The organism is Klebsiella sp. 141162 (assembly GCF_050600755.1).
GTDB classification, from domain to species: domain Bacteria; phylum Pseudomonadota; class Gammaproteobacteria; order Enterobacterales; family Enterobacteriaceae; genus Klebsiella; species Klebsiella aerogenes.
In genome coordinates this window covers 26,832-40,291 of record NZ_JAQIRI010000009.1, presented here as the reverse complement: position 1 = coordinate 40,291, position 13,460 = coordinate 26,832, and the positions used below count along the sequence as shown (strand labels likewise).

Sequence of the window (13,460 nt, the reverse complement as noted above, 5' to 3'; positions counted from 1 at the left end):
AAACGCTATACTGCGTATAGCGAGTCAGGATTTGCTTTATTTTGAGTATTATCTATATTGCTTTTTTCGTTATTAGAGGCTGACAGTGGATGGGATCGAAAGGTGCCAATAAGGGCTTTGATTATAATTTAATCAAGGTTCTTGACGCTGTCATTTCGGCAGGTAATGCCGCGAAGGCGGCGAAAAAATTGGCCATTACACCTGCCGCGGTCTCTCTGGCATTAAGACGACTACAAAACTTCTATCACCAGGAGCTGTTTGTCAGAAGTAAAGATGGTTTACTGCCAACGGCGAAAGCGCTTGAGATCCACCATAGTTTTCGCCAGGCCATGTTGCTTGTCGATAATACCTTTCTGACAGAAAACAAGGATGATGATACCCGGATTACGATCCTTGGTAGCGACTTCATTGAAAGTTATTACCTTTCCCAACTGTACGGTAGCGCGCTTTTTGAACAGGGCGTTATCAATCATTTTTCATCCCGCAATATTAGCCGCGATAAAGCTAAAGAGCTTTTACTGACGGCGCAATGCGATTTATCGATCGGATCTGAGCCGCTGGTTGAGCCCGGGCTCGATAATCAAATGATTGATAGCTTCAGAAATTTCGTCTGTATTTGTGCCAAAAGTCACTTATTCAGCGAACTATCGCAGCTTTCTTTGCATCAGTTCTACTCTTCCCGCCATGCCATGTATCAACCCGGCATTTCCTCGCCTTCCATCATCACTGATAACGGATTATTTAAAGATGATGTTTATTATGACGGTTCACGTACCATGGGCTATTGCAGCGACTCTATCACCGGGCTGGTTGGCATGGTAGAAAGAACCGCGTTGATTGCGTTATTGCCTTTAAAGCTGGCGCTATTTTATAAAAATCAGCGTAAATACGATATAAATTTTATCCAACCGCCACCAGAGTTAATGTTCAAGTCCGTGCAGGTTTATGCTTCATGGAACAAAAATAGCAAAAATATATCAGCGATCAATGAAACGGTTTCCATGTTACATACGCTGTCATCATTCAGACGGTAAGTTCCATCATCTTACCGTCATTAAGATGATGTGGTTAGTCTTGATATTCTTTGATTACCTTTCCCCTATTGCGCCACTTACACTCCTGATGAATCTTTTTTAACTTTAGTGATGCAGGAGCGATTATGTCTATACCTAATCATTTAGAAACAACGGAAGTTGTATTACTGGAAGTAGAAATACTTCTAACCATTATTTCTATCGGCGCCTGGGGTGGATTCGTCAGTTTCCTTCTCCGTAAAAATAAGGAAGAGAGTAGCGAAGCGCATCAGGGAATTATGAACTGCCTGACCCAGGTGGTGATATCTTGTTTTACCAGTTTTCTCCTTAGCGCTCTCGCAATCGAAAAAGGATTTAGCTTTAATATGGTACTGTTAGCCGCAGGGTTAGGCGGCGTTTTTGCCGGTCCAATTTTAAAAATACTGGGCGAGAAAGTAAAAAATACGCTTGGTGGTACTAAGCTTAAGTAGTATTACTACGTAATAAAAGGCTCATCCTTGAGTCTTTTATTACCGATGCGCGCGCGTCAACTATGTCACCCGGTTTTTAATCCAGCCGTAAATGAACTCTTCATTTTGTCGATGCTTTTCGCCGATCTCCAGGTAATAAGCCCCCTGGCTGCAGTTCAGCGCTTTGACTAACACCTGTTCTCCTTCTTTACCTCGTCGCGTCAAATAGTCATTCAGCGCATTCAGGGTTAGCGGGCCGATGTTGCCATCTGTTTTTATATCCGGGTAGTATTGCTGCTCGCGATTCATCACGTTAAGCCAGCGCTGTAGCCACATGCAGGGATGGTGAGGACCAATATTCACCGCAGCGTCGCACAGCTCAAATGCTACCGACCAGGAGAGTTGCGATACCTGCTCGAAGCCGGGTTTGATCCAGTAATCGGTCTCCAGAATCGTATAGGCCTCATTGTGAGAAAGCTCGCTCATCTTTCCCTGATAACCGTGCGCTCGCGCCGTTGCTTCGGTGATACCCCAGTTAGTTTCTCCGCCTTTGTCCTTTGGATTGGCGCTATAGCCGCCTTCCAGCCCCAGGATCCCATCAATAATTGGATTCATTTTATTCTCCCTGAATTAATGAATGTGCATGTACATCATTGTACCTAGCGTGACGGAAAAGACGGTGGTGAGAGCCGCCAGGGTTTTACGGAAAAACTGCTTTCTGACTTTCGGTTTCCTGGATTCGACTTTCTCAATGGCGATGTCTTTGTTTACCTGCAGCCCCTGGCGCGGGATAGTGATGAAAAGATCGTTTATACCGAGTGCTTTGAGATCTCGTCTGATTAAATACAGTATCTGCGTTAGATTGGCATCATTCACAAAATGACTTCTGCTACCCCATAACTCATTGGCGATTTTCTGCCGTTCGATAATCTCCAGATGAGCGTTTTCAATAATGAAGCTAAGACATTTAGAACGCATTGCTGTCATTCGAATAACTTGCGAATTTGAGCTCGTTCTTAGTTCATATTTCTGTTCGTTGTAGATGCAGTTGTTATTGATGAGATAAGTTTTCATAACGTCTTCCTTTAGATTTGCACATCCTGATTGTCGTCGATGAATATATTGCACAAGAAATGGCTTAATCCATTTTTTGTCATCGGTTTTATTGTAGTGTTGTTTGTTGGGGAGACCTTTGTCACATAATCTCATGTAAGTTAAATGACAGTTAATTACTACCTAAATCATACTTAATATGCTGTCTGTTTTTTACTCTTCAGGTGGGTTTGGTAGCCTGTTAGACCCGATGATGTCGGGCTGATGTTCCTCATCGATGTCTCAGTACGATAATTATCTGGCGTTGATGAATTACTGATGGTTTGTGATTAGCTAATTTTTTATGCGCAATGGATTATTGCTCTCGCAGAACGAACTGCGATAATTTTTAAACTTAAAAGGAAATTTAAAATGGCTACCAGCAAACTGATTAAAGGCGATACTCTTACCGAAACCAGCAACGCCGCTGATGGTTTTAATCCAGCAACTGAAGTCAGCAACTATAGCTATACTTCAGCGCGTGTCGCAAAGCCGGTCTATAACAAATATAAAGCAGCAACCACTAAGCCGAAGGTATTTGGCTATTATACCGACTGGTCTCAGTATGATGGTCGCCTACAAGGAGACGACTCTAAAGATAACCGCGGTCGCGGCTATGACCTGACCAATATATCCCCGACGGCTTACGATAAAATCATCTTTGGCTTCGTCGGCGTAACCGGCTTCCATAAAGTGGATGGTCTGTATCGCGATGTGGTGGCCGAAGGGGCAGAGCAGTGCGGCAAAGTGAAGTACGAACCGACCTTCCTCGACCCGTGGGGCGACTTCCAGTCTTACGTCAACGTTGGACATAGCGTTAGCGGCTGGGACGTTGATCCGAAAACCGTAACCCAGGAGAACACCAAAGGCCTGCTCGGAGGTCTGCGTGACCTGCAGGCGAAAGCGAAACAGCAGGGCCACAACCTGGTACTGTCGATGAGCATCGGCGGCTGGACCATGAGCAACGGTTTCCATGAAACCGCAGCGTCTGATTCCGCCCGTAAAACCTTCGCCAAAGGCGTGGTGAAACTTTTCAAACAGTTCCCGATGTTCAGCGAAGTGGATATCGACTGGGAATATCCGAATGCCGAAGGCGCCGGTAACCCTTGCGGTCCGGAAGATGGCGAAAACTACGCCTTGCTGATTGGCGAACTGCGTAAACAACTCGATTCCGCCAACCTGAGCAATGTGAAAATCTCCATCGCCAGCTCCGCGGTCGTGAAGACGTTTGATTACTCCAACGTGAAAGCGCTGATGAAAGCGGGCTTGTACGGCATCAACCTGATGACCTATGACTTCTTCGGCACCCCGTGGGCGGAAACCGTTGCCCATCATACTAACCTGAATGCGCTGGAAGCGGGCGGTTGGGGTGTAAACACTATTGTGGAGCATCTGCTGTCCGAAGGTTTCCCGGCTGAAAATATCAACATTGGTTATGCCGGCTATACCCGTAATGGCCGTAACGTTGAGCTGGAGTCGCTGTATCCGCTGAAAGGCACCTATAACCCAGGTAACGGCGATACCACCGGTACTTTCGAGTCCGGTACCAATGAATGGTATGACGTGATCTACAACTACCTGGATCTGGAAAACCAGAAGGGTCGTAATGGCTTCAACGTTTATACCGATCGGGTGGCTGACGCTGACTATCTGTACAACCCGGAATCCAAACTGTTTATGTCGCTGGATACTCCGCGCAGCGTCAAAGCGAAAGGCGAATACGCGGCGAAACTGGGTCTGGGCGGCATGTTCACCTGGACTATCGACCAGGACAACGGCGTGTTGCTGAACGCGGCTCGTGAAGGTCTGGGTTATGAAATTGAGTCTGAAACTATCGATATGGACCCGTTCTACTTCGAAGGCATCAATGTTGAAAAAGATGAATCTGAAGAAGACGATCAGAAAACGGACGTCAATCATGCGCCGAAAGCGGCTATTGAGCTGCTGGTTGTGGGCGGCTCTACCGTTCAGTTGTCCGGCGCCGGTTCTTCCGATGAAGATAAAGACGAGTTGACCTTTAGCTGGGGCGTGCCGTCAGAAATTAGCGTCGCGGATAAAACGGCGGAAGTGATTGAGTTCGTCGTGCCTGAGGTCAGCGCGAAAACGGCGTTCCAGTTCACCTTATTCGTTCGTGACTGCTACAACGAACCGTCCACTCAGCAGCGTTTTGTGTTGACTGCGGTTCCGGCTGCTGCCCAGGTTGAACCAAAACCGGCTGATGAAGAAGATGAAACCGACGTTATTCCGCTTCCTGACGAAGATACCAAACCGGCTGAAGATGACTCCTCTTCCGATGATGCGGCAGGCCAGGATGCGCCTCACGCGCTGTGGGATGCCAACACCGTGTACGGCGCAAGCTGGGGTACCTTCGAAACCGTGAGCTGGAAAGGTCACAACTACCAGGTGAAATGGTGGTCCCAGGGCGACCAGCCTGACCTGAACTGCGGTCAGAGCGGCGCATGGACTGACTTAGGCGCTTACTAATATTTCTGCGCTTAACGAGGTATGGGCTCCATGACAAAGCCCCGGTTTACCGGGGCTTTTTTCCACCAGGGAATGAGGAATCGAGTTGATGACCGTTGTAATTAAAAATAGCCGGATTGATGTGAATAGTTGGTATCAGAAAGTCACATTAACCTTCACAAACGAAAGTAACCGCCCGGTAGATCTGAACCAGGCTGCAATTAGCTTTACCGCCTCCGGGCATCCGGATCCGTGGGGAAATACAGGAGGTACGCTGAAAGGGGATCGTTCGCTAACGTTGCGTGATACCGCTCAGGGAACCCTGGAATTCAATGAAATCATTATAAACAACAGCAGTGAGCTGCTGCTGCAGGCTGGGGAAAGCGGTACCCTATACTTTAGCCTGGCGGCCACCCAGGTACCGGTAAAATTATCTACCTTCACCCTGACTCTGGCGGCTTCCGATAGCGCAGATGAGGTTCAACCAGAACCTGAAGAACCGGCGGATGACACCGCTGATGAAGTTGAACCAGAACCTGATGAACCGGCGGATGACACCGCTGATGAAGTTGAGCCAGAAACTGAAATACCCGCGGATGATTCTGCTGATGAAGTTGAACCTGAAGCGCCCGCCGATGAGGCGATTACCGGCGCAGGACTGACCCTGGTTTCCGGAGAGGTAAAAGCCGCCAGCTGGTATCAACGCATAGCCCTGACGCTGACGAATCAGTATTCGCAGTCCGTCGATATTAATCAGTTGAAATTAGGCTTCACGGCGACAGCGCATCCCGATCCGTACAGCCCATTTAGCGGCACCATGATGGGTAACCAGGCGGTAACGCTAGCCAGCGACGGTGGCTGGCCGACAGAAAAAAATACCATCACAATCAATAATGACGGCGAGTATCTGTTGGCTGCTGGTAAATCGGCGGTACTGGAGTTTTATCTTTCGGCCACGCAAACGCCCGTCGTGCTGAGTGACCTGACGGCGACGCTGGCTCACGACCCTGGACGCCAGGGACAAATTATTCTGCAATTCCCGACGCAGGCGCAGAGCACCTCGCTGAAGCCGGAAATTGAGCTGCAATACTCTGATGGCCGCCAGCAGCGCTTTACCGGAGAGTGGGGCGCGACGCTGACCATCGGCGATCTGAGCGCCGGTAGCTACGTTATTACGGTACTGGAACTGTGTAACGATGAGATGAGAATTTCGCCCGTTACAGAATGCTATACGCTGGCGCTTGCTGCAGGTAATGCCGTTGAGCGCTGTCAGATTGCCTATCAACCGCCGGTAATTTTTGCCGCGATCGATCTGCTGCTGGCGGACGATGATCTGGCGGGCGCGGAAGTCGTTGTTGAGCTATGGTCGGAAGCAGGCGTGTGCGAAAGAACGCTGACGCTGATAGCGAATCAACCACAGCGCGTTACCCGGCTATTGGCCAATCATCAATATGCTATCTGTCTGCAGCCGACGACGATGAACAACCAGTTGCTCACCACCGCGGCGCAGGCCGCAACCATTGTGCCGAAGGTCGACACGACGTCGCAGGTTAACGTGGCATTACAAAAAACGCCCGTTGCGAGCGACAGCTTTGTTGAGGTCGCGGTGACGGTATTAGGCTTACCGCAGGGGACGGCCGCGCAGCGTTATCGTTTCTGCTGTGGCAGCTATCAGTATAGTTTCGTGCTGCAAAGCGACGCTCGCCAGCAGAAGCTGCCGCTGCGTTTGGCCGCCGGGGAATATAGCGTACAGGTAGCGGATGTGTATATTGCCGGTACGCCGTGGCGTTGCGACATCAGCGCGCCATTGCGTTTACTGCAAAGCGTTAATAGTGTCGCGCTTGAATTTGTCCAGGGCGTTCCGCTGCAGGTAAAAGGGTGGCCGAATTATCTGGCGCACGGCGGTGTGACGGTGAATGCGGCAGAGACGGTTGATTTGTATCGCAATGTGCCTTGCAGCGCGCTGTTTAAATATGATGGTTTTGATGGCGGCGGCGATCCGATCCCGGCGGCGGAAGTGGACAGCAATGGCGATGGTTTCCTGGATTATGCTTCGCTACCGATCCACAAAACGGTGCCGCTGGTTCGCCAGATCGAAGCCGAAGCGGGCCGCGCGGTAATGCCGGTAATGGTGGTTTATACCGCCAATGCCAGCGGCGGCAGCGCGGTATCGGATCTGCAGGATGAACAACGTTTACGCAATCACTTTGGTAACTTCATTACCCAGTGTCTGGCGGCACAATCCTGGAAAGATGAGCAGCATCCGGTTCCGGCAACCTTCGTCCTCAATCCGGACTTCCTGGGCGCTATGCAGCAGGAGCCTTATGGCTATACCGCGCTGCGGAAAGCCAATAGCGTGCAGGTGAACGTACAACTGGCGGCGGCGATTAACGCGCTTCCTGCGATTCCTGGTTTCAGCGCGCCGGTACTGCCGACCTTCAGCAACGATTTGCATGGCTACGTGCAGGCGATTAACTATATCGTTCGCCAGTTCGCGCCTGATATCGCTTTTGGTTGGCAGACTAACGTCTGGGCGACGGGCACGGCAGATTGGCTGCTGCGCGCCAATGCCGCACCGGTTGAACAAGGGGCGGCGATTGCTGAATTCATTAATGAATTGGGCGTGTACAGCGGCGACTATGCGCCAGACTTTATCGCATTTGATAAATTCGAACGCGACTGCTTCAGCCCGGATGCCTTAGCCCACTACGGTTGGAACGCCACCTGCTGGTTTAACTATCTGGGTATGGTGAAGGAGACGGCCAGAGCGTTGCAGAAACCAGCGATGTTGTGGCAGATCCCGGGCGGCCATATGCCGACAGTGGCTGAGGGGACCAGTAAAATCGCTGCGGCGCATTTTGCTTCCGGCGGGACGTTCTTCATGGGGGATTCGCGGATTGGCAGCGATATCAACGCCATTACTCCGGCGTTGTTAAATACCGCGGTGAACAGCACGACGTATGGTGTAGCGACGGTAGGCGATTTTCTGCGCCGGGATGGCGGATACGATTGGAGCCAGATGCAGGCGTTAAATCTGCCGGACTATAACGTCTTTGCCGTGCTGTGGGGCGGCGGTTCTACAGTCAGTATCACTACCATTCATTCCAACGGTGAAGATGGCGGTTGGTTAGCGGAGAAAATGGCGGAGTACTACGCGGCCCCGCGCTATTTTAATTAATTGAGCTTTATTCCATGTAGCGTAAAGGCGGTGATTCAGCATAGGTACTATTCTGGATCGCTGCCTTTTCACTTTCTTGTTATATCATAAAAAATAATTTCATTTGTCATGAATGGCTGATGTTAAAAATGATTAATGATATTTTGAGAACTTTGTTGGTTATTTGTTTGAGGATTATCTTATTTGATAAATGATTGATTATTTGTGCTTTCATCATACATTTATACTATGTTTAATATTTATTTATTATTAATTGCAGGCTAACGAATGTGCGTATATCTTTATTTCTCATATGATTATGGATATTTAATGAAGATATAATGAAATTAAATGGTTTCGAAAATGATAATGAGAATGCCTTGCACTCATATATTTTCTCTCAGCAGGCTAAACCTCATGCTGCGATTGATGCCTTATTTTCTGCACTTCTGCCATTTGGTAAGCCTTTCATCGTGCAGCCGGGTGAAGAATTTTCGCTGTATACCGAGCAGAGCAGCCGCATTGTGTTGCTGGAGTCCGGCATCTTCTCTATTTGTCGCAGCGACAGAGGGTTGAATGTGTTATCGGTTTTTGCTCCGTCAATTGCAGGGCTGATTGATAGCTACGGCGTCACCTACGATGTTCCTACCCGCCCGGAACATTTTTTGATTGCTGAAACAGAATGCTGTGGTCGCGCGGTCCCGCTAGCGGATTTCATTAAGGTCACAGATGAGTGCAATCTTTGGCACGATGTCGCCCGTTTTCTCGCCTATCGTTTGATGGTGATGAACGTTCGCGATCGGGAACTGGTTGGCGTTGACTCTTATCTCAAGGTTCGTGCGTTATTAATCGAAATTGCCGCCTATAGCGACGAATATCGCCAGAGTATTAATGTTCTGAATTTTATTCAACGACGAACCGGAATATCGCGAAGTCGTACTATGAAGCTACTTTCTGAATTGCGCAAGGGCGGTTATATCAATATAGATGGCGGACGTTTGTTAGGGGTTAAGAAACTGCCTCTGGCCTACTAAAGACTGCATTAAATAACAGATTCAAGAAATTATTTCCTGGAAAAACATGTAGTTAAGAAAGGTCCTATAAAAACAGTCATTGTAGATTGCAACTCCCTGGCCAATTTATAATAATTAAATAACGGCAGAAATTTATTCTCTATTAGCGCTTATAAATCAGTGCAGGGCTTGCTATTCATTGAATATAGTATTTCTGTACGCTACAACTTTTAACGTTTTTGCGCCCGGTACCAGCATGAGATCTCTGTGAAGAGGGCTCGGTACTAAAATTCGTTATTAATTTATTTTCGACTTGTGTATTTAAAAGGTTATTTATGAAAAAACATCTTTTAGCGATGGTAATAACTGCCATGGCGGCGAGCGGTATGACCTGCGCTGCGAATGCGGACACCACGACGGTCTCCGGCGGTACGGTGAATTTTACGGGGCAGGTTGTGAATGCCGCATGCTCCGTTTCCGCTGACTCTATCGATCAGACCGTAATCCTGAGCCAGGTTCGCACCAGCAAACTGACGGCATCTGGAATGGTTGCCAATCAGAAAGAAGATTTCTCAATCAAACTGGAGGACTGCGACACCACGGTCAGCCAGAATGCGGCGGTGATTTTTAATGGTCAGCAGGACAGCACGCTCGCGGGTTCGCTGGCGAATACCGCTGGCGCGGGTGCGGCGACTAACGTTGCGCTGCAGTTATATGGCCCGGATGGGCAGGTTCTGAATATCGGCGATACCTCCGGCACCATCACCCTGATTGATGGTGAAAACACCGTACCGCTGAGCGTGGATTATGTCGCTACCGGCGCGGCCACGGCGGGTAACGTTGCGGCAACCGCGACCTTCAGTATGGTCTATTCCTGATTGGTATCCGCATCTCCTCCGTTGTTGTCAGCGGAGGGATGCATTTCATCTTCTCCCTGGTTATCAAATAATGAGTACGCGAATTACCCCGATTTTATTTTCGTTATTGCTGCTGGCGGCGTTGGGAATGACTCAACTGGCCCATGCGGGTGGCATCGCGCTGGGTTCGACCCGGGTTATTTATCCGCAGGGCGATAAGCAGGTTTCTCTGCCGGTGATTAACTCTTCCAGCAATAATGTATTTTTAATCCAGTCGTGGGTGGCGAACGCCGATGGCGGCAGAAGCGCCGATTTTGTCGTTACCCCGCCGCTGTTCGTCATTCAGCCGGGAAAAGAAAATCTGCTGCGTATCATGTACGTTGGCCCCTCGTTGCCGACAGATCGCGAAAGCGTCTTTTATCTCAACAGTAAGGCCATCCCTTCGGTTAATAAAAGTAAGCTGGCGGCTAATTCACTGCAAATCGCCACGCAAAGCGTTATTAAACTGTTTATTCGCCCTAAACACTTGTCTGTTGCCTCGGTAGACGCGCCGGGAATGTTACGCTGTCAGCGTGCCGGTGACCGCCTGAGTATCGCCAATCCTTCCCCGTATTATGTCTCGCTGGTTGATATTCATGTGGGCGGGCAGAAATTAGCCAATGCGATGGTGCCGCCGAAAAGCGAGATAAACTTGCACGGCGGAACAGGGCAGGTGACTTTCCAGTCGATTAACGATTTCGGCGCCACCACGCCGCAGCAAACCTGTCTGAGCCAGTAAGATTGTGTTGAAACTCGATGTCGCCGCTCGCCAGTTGACGGTGGGTAGACTACCTGCGCTTATCAGCCTGGCTCTAATTTCGGCAAGCGTATGTACGCTGCCGCGCGGCTGGGCGGAAAACTATTTTAACCCTGCCTTTTTATCTGACGACCCGTCGAAAATCGCTGACCTGTCGCATTTTGAGGGTAACGGTCAGGCGCCGGGAGTTTATCGGGTCGATGTCTACCTTAATGGCGCATTGCTGACGACGCGCGATATCGCTTTTCGCGCGAACCCGCAAGCTACCGATGGCTCAGGTCTACGCGCCTGCCTGACGCCCGAAATGCTCAACGGCATGAACGTGAATATCAGCGCGTTTCCACCGTTGGCGAAGGCAAGCGTGGGGGACTGCGTCGATCTCGCGGCGGCGATCCCTGCCGCCTCCAGCGCTTTTGACTTTAATCAGCAGCGGCTGAATATCAGCATTCCGCAGGCGGCGCTGAACACCCGGGCGCGGGGCTATATTCCGCCGCAAAACTGGGATGAAGGTATCAATGCATTGCTGCTCAACTATACGTTTACCGGCGCGAATAGCCGGGACCGTAGCGCTGGCGGCACCAATAGCGACAGCTACTTCCTGGGGCTTAACAGCGGCTTAAATCTTGGCGCCTGGCGTTTACGTGATTACTCGACATGGAACTACAACAGCGGTAATCAGCAGAATAAAAGCGACTTGCAGCACATCAGCACCTACGTTGAACGTGATGTAGCGAAGTTAAAAGGCGAACTGACGGCAGGCGACAGCTATACCCCTGCAGGCGTTTTCGATAGCCTGCCGTTTCGCGGGCTACAGCTGGCGTCTGATGACAATATGCTGCCGGACAGCATGAAAGGCTTCGCGCCGACTATCCACGGCATCGCGAAAAGCAATGCCCAGGTGACGATTCGCCAGAATGGCTACACCATCGACCAGCGCTATGTACCGCCTGGCGCCTTCACTATTGACGATCTCTATCCGACCTCCTCCAGCGGCGATCTCAACGTCGAGCTCAAGGAGTCCGATGGCAGCATTTCCAGTTATAGCGTCCCTTATGCCGCCGTACCGGTTTTGCAACGCGAGGGGCGGGTGAAATACGCCGCCACCGCGGCGACCTATCGCGGCGATAGCAGCCAGAAGCGGGATGTGAGTTTCGGCCAGGCGACCCTGATGTGGGGGTTGCCGCACGGCTTTACGCTGTACGGCGGAACGCAGTTTGCCTCCGATTACCGCGCGCTGGCGCTGGGTACAGGGGCTAACTTCGGCGACTGGGGAGCGATTTCCGTCGATCTTACCCAGGCTTACAGCACTCTGGCGGATGAGAGCGAACATCAGGGACAATCGCTGCGCTTTTTATATGCCAAATCATTGAACGACCTGGGCACCCATTTTCAACTGTTGGGCTATCGCTACTCGACCTCTGGTTTTTATACGCTCGATGATACTGCGTGGAAGCGAATGTCAGGCTATAACGGCCAGCAGGACGACGACGGCGAGCGCGATGCCGGCGATGAATACAACCTCTATTACACCAAACGCGGCAAGGTACAGGTCAATATCTCTCAGCAGTTCGGGCATTTTGGCTCGCTGTACATCACCGGCAGCCAACAGAGCTATTGGCACACCGATGAAAGCAATAAATTACTGCAAATTGGCTACAGCGACACGCTGGCCGGGGTCTCGTGGAGCCTGTCATATAGCAGCAGCCGCGCGCCCGGCGAGGAGGAACGCGACCAGGCTCTGGCGCTTAATATCTCGCTACCGCTCAGCCAGTGGCTTACCCACGGCGACGATATCACCCAGCGTCGTCATAACGTTTATGCGACGTTTTCCACCAGTAGCGATGGACACGGCGGCGTAACGCAAAATAGCGGTATCAGCGGCACGTTGTTGGATCAAAACAATCTGAGCTACAGCGTGCAGCAGGGCTACCAGAATCAGGGCGTTGGCGAGAGCGGTTCCGCCAGCCTGGAATACGATGGCGCGAAGGGTAACCTGAATGTCGGCTACAACAACAGCAATCATGGCGATTATCGACAACTGAACTATGGCCTCAGCGGCGGCATGGTCGCGCATGCTCATGGTCTTACCCTCAGCCAGCCGTTGGGCGATACCAATGTTCTTATCGCCGTGCCGGGGGCTGGCAACGTTAATATCGAAGATCAGCCGGGGATCCACACCGATGGTCGCGGCTATGCGGTGGTGCCGTATGCCACGACCTATCGCCAGAACCGCATGGCGCTGGACGTTAATTCGCTAAAAGACGATGTCGATATTGATGATGCGGTGATCAATGTCGTTCCCACCCAAGGGGCGCTGGTGCTGGCGAACTTTACCGCTCGAATCGGCGAGCGCGCGCTGTTGACGCTAAACCATGAAGGAAAACCGCTACCGTTCGGCGCCACGGTCACTATTGCTGGCGCGCCTGAAGAAGGCATCGTTGGCGACGACGGTGAAGTGTATCTTTCCGGCCTTAGCCCGCAGGGCACGCTGAAAGCGCAGTGGGGGCCGCAGCCTGACCAACAATGCCTCACTCATTATCATCTCCCCGACGTGAGCCAACCGCTGGCGCGTCAGCATCTGGAATGTCGCTAAATGAAG

At 50.8% G+C, this 13,460-nt stretch carries 10 protein-coding genes; 8 read left to right on the top strand and 2 right to left on the bottom strand.

Translation table 11 applies throughout. From position 1 onward, the window contains the following. The first annotated feature begins 89 nt into the window (after positions 1–89). Complete coding sequence (locus PGR23_RS20030) at positions 90–1,034, top strand: LysR family transcriptional regulator (RefSeq protein ID WP_047043928.1); 945 nt, start codon at positions 90–92, stop codon at positions 1,032–1,034. Between the two features lie 125 nt (positions 1,035–1,159). After that, positions 1,160–1,504, top strand: a complete 345-nt coding sequence (locus tag PGR23_RS20025; RefSeq protein ID WP_047078003.1) for a phage holin family protein — start codon at positions 1,160–1,162, stop codon at positions 1,502–1,504. Positions 1,505–1,564: 60 nt separating this feature from the next. Here PGR23_RS20025 and PGR23_RS20020 read toward each other — a convergent pair whose 3' ends face one another. Next, positions 1,565–2,098, bottom strand: a complete 534-nt coding sequence (locus PGR23_RS20020) for a glycoside hydrolase family 108 protein (RefSeq protein WP_047043932.1) — start codon at positions 2,096–2,098, stop codon at positions 1,565–1,567. Positions 2,099–2,113: 15 nt separating this feature from the next. Then, complete coding sequence (locus PGR23_RS20015; protein WP_047043934.1) at positions 2,114–2,557, bottom strand: winged helix-turn-helix domain-containing protein; 444 nt, start codon at positions 2,555–2,557, stop codon at positions 2,114–2,116. Between the two features lie 390 nt (positions 2,558–2,947). Between PGR23_RS20015 and PGR23_RS20010 the strand changes: the two genes are divergently transcribed. The 6 genes from PGR23_RS20010 (at position 2,948) to PGR23_RS19985 (ending at position 13,454) form a co-directional block, all read left to right on the top strand. Continuing rightward, positions 2,948–5,059 carry a glycosyl hydrolase family 18 protein gene (locus PGR23_RS20010; protein ID WP_396279938.1) on the top strand — a complete coding sequence of 704 codons (2,112 nt, stop codon included), beginning with the start codon at positions 2,948–2,950 and terminating at the stop codon, positions 5,057–5,059. 88 nt (positions 5,060–5,147) lie between these two features. Continuing rightward, positions 5,148–8,216, top strand: a complete 3,069-nt coding sequence (locus PGR23_RS20005) for a chitinase (protein ID WP_396279937.1) — start codon at positions 5,148–5,150, stop codon at positions 8,214–8,216. A 320-nt stretch (positions 8,217–8,536) separates the two neighbouring features. Then, on the top strand, positions 8,537–9,229 hold the full coding sequence (locus PGR23_RS20000; protein WP_047043940.1) for a winged helix-turn-helix transcriptional regulator: 693 nt from the start codon (positions 8,537–8,539) through the stop codon (positions 9,227–9,229). 314 nt (positions 9,230–9,543) lie between these two features. Beyond that, on the top strand, positions 9,544–10,086 hold the full coding sequence (locus PGR23_RS19995) for a fimbrial protein BcfA (protein ID WP_047043942.1): 543 nt from the start codon (positions 9,544–9,546) through the stop codon (positions 10,084–10,086). Positions 10,087–10,156: 70 nt separating this feature from the next. Further along, complete coding sequence (locus PGR23_RS19990; RefSeq protein ID WP_380378242.1) at positions 10,157–10,843, top strand: fimbria/pilus periplasmic chaperone; 687 nt, start codon at positions 10,157–10,159, stop codon at positions 10,841–10,843. Positions 10,844–10,850: 7 nt separating this feature from the next. Further along, positions 10,851–13,454 carry a fimbrial biogenesis usher protein gene (locus PGR23_RS19985; protein ID WP_396280118.1) on the top strand — a complete coding sequence of 868 codons (2,604 nt, stop codon included), beginning with the start codon at positions 10,851–10,853 and terminating at the stop codon, positions 13,452–13,454. Positions 13,455–13,460: the final 6 nt, after the last annotated feature.

Coding starts and splice junctions, on each gene's coding strand:
- PGR23_RS20025 (WP_047078003.1), top strand. CDS start 1,160: ATGTCTATACCTAATCATTTAGAAACAACGGAAGTTGTATTACTGGAA.
- PGR23_RS20010 (WP_396279938.1), top strand. CDS start 2,948: ATGGCTACCAGCAAACTGATTAAAGGCGATACTCTTACCGAAACCAGC.
- PGR23_RS20020 (WP_047043932.1), bottom strand. CDS start 2,098: ATGAATCCAATTATTGATGGGATCCTGGGGCTGGAAGGCGGCTATAGC.
- PGR23_RS20030 (WP_047043928.1), top strand. CDS start 90: ATGGGATCGAAAGGTGCCAATAAGGGCTTTGATTATAATTTAATCAAG.
- PGR23_RS19995 (WP_047043942.1), top strand. CDS start 9,544: ATGAAAAAACATCTTTTAGCGATGGTAATAACTGCCATGGCGGCGAGC.
- PGR23_RS19990 (WP_380378242.1), top strand. CDS start 10,157: ATGAGTACGCGAATTACCCCGATTTTATTTTCGTTATTGCTGCTGGCG.
- PGR23_RS20015 (WP_047043934.1), bottom strand. CDS start 2,557: ATGAAAACTTATCTCATCAATAACAACTGCATCTACAACGAACAGAAA.
- PGR23_RS20005 (WP_396279937.1), top strand. CDS start 5,148: ATGACCGTTGTAATTAAAAATAGCCGGATTGATGTGAATAGTTGGTAT.
- PGR23_RS20000 (WP_047043940.1), top strand. CDS start 8,537: ATGAAATTAAATGGTTTCGAAAATGATAATGAGAATGCCTTGCACTCA.